Consider the following 4,068-nt stretch of genomic DNA (forward strand, 5'->3'; position numbering starts at 1 on the left):
TTGTAGAAGATGAGCGCGAGCATCCAGCCCGCGACGCGGGTGAACCACGCTTTGGTCGATGAGGTGAGCATCCCGGCCGCTGCCAGCGGCAGCAGCCCGGCCAAGATGACCAGGGCCCCTCCGCGAAACAGCAGCAGGATCGCCTGGATGATGCCGATGAGCAGCGCGAACAGGCACAAGATGAGCACCAGCGCGGCCGGCGTCCCGGACGGGAAGGTCACGATCTTGGTCATCCGCTCGGCGAAGCCGCCTTGTGAGGACGCGGTCAGCACCCAGCCGCACCACTCGTCGCCCCACTGCAGCAGCAGGTTCGGCAAGAGCGCGCCGATCGCGGTGACCGCCGCCAGCACGACCAGGCCCCGGCCGGCGTCCAGCAGCGGGGTCGCCTTATGGGTCAGCGCCATCCGCGTGGCGACGGCCAGGAGCGCCATCACCGCGACCGCGACCGTCAACGGCTGGACCAGCAGCTGCAGATGGCCGATCGCCGACTCGTTCTCCAGGTCCGGCGAGGGGGTCTCCACCCACCAGGACGCGGTCTTGGAGATCAGCCAGCCGACCGCCGCCTGGAACGACTCGGCCGCCTCGTCCAGCACCTTCCCGCCGATCGCGCCCCCGATATCGGGCATCGAGGGAAGGAACGGATTCCCGCCCCCGTCGTTGTCCACCGGCTGGACGCACGCCGGATCCATGACCGGCGAGCACGGGTCGAGCGGAAGCATCAGCCACCCCCGCCCTGCAAGCGGACGTAGCCGTCTGGCGACTCGATCGCCGACGCCGCCCCGGCCCACGTCCCGCCGGGCGGTCCGACGACACGCCAGTCACCGTCCTGCCAGCGCAGCTGGACCCTGGTCACCGCGCGGGCGGTCACATCACTGTCGCCCGGACCGGCCGAAACCAGATCCACGCTCGCGCCCTGCGGCGAGTAGCCCTGCCAGCGGAAACCCTCCAGCACGACGTACCCGCGCCCCAACGCGGCACCGTCGGGCCGGTCACCACGCAACTCCTCGTACGCCGCGCGGGTCGAGGCCAGCAGAGCTTCGGCGTCCGGGCCGATGACCTGCTCTTCGATGGTGGGCTCGAACACCTTCGGCCCCCACTGCACGTTCGCCCGCACCGCGATATGCACCGCGGCCAGCAACGACCCCAGCGGCGTGCGAGCAAACCCGGCCGCCCGATCACCGCCGACCTCCCGTGGACCAGCCGCCCCCGAGTAGGGCAGCAGGACACCGTGGTAATCCCGCCACGACAATTCAGCCAACGACACCTCCGGCGCGCTCACCAGCCGCCCTGCCTGCACGGGTGGACCGGCGGGCGCCGGCCTGCTCTCCGGCTCGGTCCCGACCACTGGAGGCACCACCAGCCCGAGCAAAGCCGCACCGGCGATCACCGCCCCCGCGATGACACAGCCGCGCCGCCACCAGCCGACACCGTCGCCCCGCCCGGTGCTCTTCTCCAGCCCGGTCATTCGAAGAACACCCCGACGATCGGAGCCGCCGTCGCCGCCAGGCTGAGCCCTCCGAGCACCCAGGGGATGCCGGTCGCGCCGTCGGCCGCGAACGTCGATCGGTTCTTGCGCCCGATGGCCATCTGGCCCGCGCAGATGAACAGCCCGGCGACGCCGCAGATGAGCACGCCCCACTTGCCCCACGCCAGCAGCGTGTTCATCTTCTGATCCAGGCCCGGCGGCGGCTCCGGAGGCGGGTCGGGCACATCGACGTCGGCGTGCGGTACCAGCAGCGACAGGTCGATGAGTGAGGTCAGCACGATCATCGCCCCCTGCCGGCCGACATGCCGACCAGGCAGCGGAGTTCATCAAGGGCCCGCCGCGCCTTGCCTGGCAGGTCGATCACGCACGGGTCCTCCACCAGCCGTAGCCCACGGACGCGCGGCACCCGGACCACACCGCCCACCCGTCCGGCCAGCAGCGCGAACCGGGCCGTCGCCTCCCGCGACTCCGGGCCGCCGTCGCTGACGATCGCCAGCGCCGACACCCGCTCGTCCCAGTCCGACAGCGCGCCGATCGCGGCTGTGGCGTCCTTGGCGGCGACCGCCGTGTTCCGCACGACCAAGACCACCGGGCGGCCCTTGGCCCGCATCGGCGACCGGCCGAGCTCCAGCAGCGACTGGATCGAGCCCATGTCCCACGCGGCAGGCAGCAGCGCGGTCAGCGTGGACGTCCCGGCGCCGCCATGTGCGCCGACCAGGACCACGTCCAGGACTTCCCGCGGCCTGTGGACCGGCATTGGTCCGGTTTGTCGAAGACTCACCCACATACCCCCGAATCGATGCTCTGAGTTGCTGGACGATCACCGTACGTGGCAGAATCGTGGAGCGCAAGCATCGTCAAACAGTTTCTTGGAACTCCATAACATGCCAGAACGTGCTTCCGCAGCACCCATCCACCACACTGGAAGGGACGAACCGTGACCGCCGACCCAGGAGCCCCCGCGATGACCGAGACACCCGGCCGCGACCCCGACATCCTCACCACCGCCGAACTCGCGACCAAACTCGGCCTGTCGCCCCAGACCGTCCGCCGGATGGCCAACGCCGGGCAGATCCCCGCCCTCAAAACCGGCAAAGACTTCCGCTACTCCTGGGAAGCAGTCCGCCAGGTGCTGCGGCAGCCCCACCACCAACCCGGGGAAGCCGCCGATGACCCAACCCACCAGCCACAACCCGCGCAGACACCCAAGAAGGGCGCCGGCTACCGCGCCCAACGCCAAGCCCGCACCGGCGCACGGGACTAACCGCCTCAGCTCGCTGCAGCGGCCCACCCGGTGAAGGCCGCGGCCACCGCATGCGCCGCCGCACTCCTCCTGCCGCTGGCGCTCGTCATTCTTCTCGCCGGGCAGAACTCGGCCGCTGATATCGGCTCAGGGCTGGCCGGAGCACCCACCACCTACGCCAAACGCGACATTCCGGCCTCGTACCTGCGCTGGTACCTCGACGCCGCCCAAACCTGCCCCGGCCTGCCCTGGAACGTCCTGGCCGCGATCGGCAAGATCGAATCCGACCACGGCCGATCCACCATGCCCGGCGTCCACACCGGCCAGAACCACACCGGAGCCGGTGGCCCCATGCAATTCCTGGCCGCCACCTGGGCCGCCTACGGCGCCGACGGCGACCACGACGGCCACAAAGACCGCTACAACCCCGCCGACGCCATCCACGGCGCCGCCAACTACCTGTGCGCCAACGGCGCCGGCAAAGGCAGAAAACGCCTCAAGCAGGCGATCTGGCGTTACAACCACGCCGACTGGTACGTCCGCAAAGTCCTCGACCAAGCCGCCCGCTACGCCACCCCCACCACCAGCCGACGCGGCGCCATCGCCGTCAAAGCCGCCCTGCGCTGGCTCGGCACCCCCTACTCCTGGGGCGGCGGCGGACCCTCAGGCCCTACCTACGGCATCGCCCACGGCGCCGGCACCAAAGGCTTCGACTGCTCCGGCCTCACCCAACACGCCTGGGCCCAAGCCGGCGCCCGCCTACCCCGCGTCGCCGCCGCCCAATACCGCGCAGGCACCCACATCCCCCGAGCCCAACTCCAGCCCGGCGACCTGCTCTTCTTCGCCACCAACCCCGCCAACCCCGCCACCATCCACCACGTCGGCATCTACTACGGCCGCGGACGCATGATCCACGCCCCACACACCGGCGACGTCGTCCGCATCGCCCAATTCGCCGGCAACCCCTACCGCGAACGCCAATACATCGGCGCCACCCGCCCCACACCTCGAATCGAAACCTGACCGGAGGCCCACGCTTGCACCCACACCACAACCCCAACCGCCGCCACGGTCCAAGCCACGCCCCTGCAACCAGGAACCAGCACCCACCAGGCAGGTCTCCGGCGAAGGGGACGAAGAAGAAGCCGTCCTGCGGGCCGATCCGCGCCTTCAGCTACGGCGGCGGCTGGCAATCCACCGCCGCCCTAGTCCTGGCCGCGCAAGGCCACATCGACTTCGACCGCTTCCTGTTCGCCAACGTCGGCGACGACTCCGAACACCCCGCCACCCTGCGCTACATCCGCGAACACGCCGCTCCCTACGCCGCCGCCCACGGCAT

5 protein-coding genes and 2 pseudogenes are annotated in these 4,068 nt (G+C 70.5%); 3 read left to right on the forward strand and 4 right to left on the reverse strand.

Features of this window, described 5'->3' with window-relative positions; all coding sequences use genetic code 11:
* The 4 genes and pseudogenes from AB0C35_RS45745 to AB0C35_RS45760 form a co-directional block, all read right to left on the reverse strand.
* Positions 1-719: pseudogene (locus tag AB0C35_RS45745) on the reverse strand (hypothetical protein); the annotation flags it as partial.
* Positions 719-1,465: a hypothetical protein gene (locus tag AB0C35_RS45750; RefSeq protein ID WP_358470899.1), complete on the reverse strand. Its 747-nt coding sequence runs from the start codon at positions 1,463-1,465 to the stop codon at positions 719-721. The pseudogene AB0C35_RS45745 and the gene AB0C35_RS45750, both read right to left, overlap by 1 nt.
* Positions 1,462-1,764, reverse strand: a complete 303-nt coding sequence (locus tag AB0C35_RS45755) for a hypothetical protein (RefSeq protein WP_358470902.1) — start codon at positions 1,762-1,764, stop codon at positions 1,462-1,464. Before AB0C35_RS45755 ends, AB0C35_RS45750 begins: the two co-directional genes overlap by 4 nt.
* A 2-nt stretch (positions 1,765-1,766) precedes the next feature.
* Positions 1,767-2,243: a hypothetical protein gene (locus AB0C35_RS45760; protein WP_358470905.1), complete on the reverse strand. Its 477-nt coding sequence runs from the start codon at positions 2,241-2,243 to the stop codon at positions 1,767-1,769.
* Between the two features lie 207 nt (positions 2,244-2,450).
* Here AB0C35_RS45760 and AB0C35_RS45765 point away from each other — a divergent pair, with 207 nt between their 5' ends.
* The 3 genes and pseudogenes from AB0C35_RS45765 to AB0C35_RS45775 all read left to right on the forward strand — a co-directional run.
* The gene (locus tag AB0C35_RS45765; RefSeq protein ID WP_358470908.1) at positions 2,451-2,750 is read left to right on the forward strand and encodes a helix-turn-helix domain-containing protein; all 300 of its coding nucleotides are present in this window, start codon (positions 2,451-2,453) and stop codon (positions 2,748-2,750) included.
* Positions 2,751-2,780: 30 nt separating this feature from the next.
* Positions 2,781-3,752: a bifunctional lytic transglycosylase/C40 family peptidase gene (locus tag AB0C35_RS45770; RefSeq protein WP_358470911.1), complete on the forward strand. Its 972-nt coding sequence runs from the start codon at positions 2,781-2,783 to the stop codon at positions 3,750-3,752.
* Positions 3,753-3,766: 14 nt separating this feature from the next.
* Positions 3,767-4,068 (forward strand): annotated as a pseudogene (locus tag AB0C35_RS45775) (hypothetical protein); the annotation flags it as partial.

The organism is Spirillospora sp. NPDC048819 (assembly GCF_040650055.1).
Classification (GTDB): Bacteria; Actinomycetota; Actinomycetes; order Streptosporangiales; family Streptosporangiaceae; genus Spirillospora.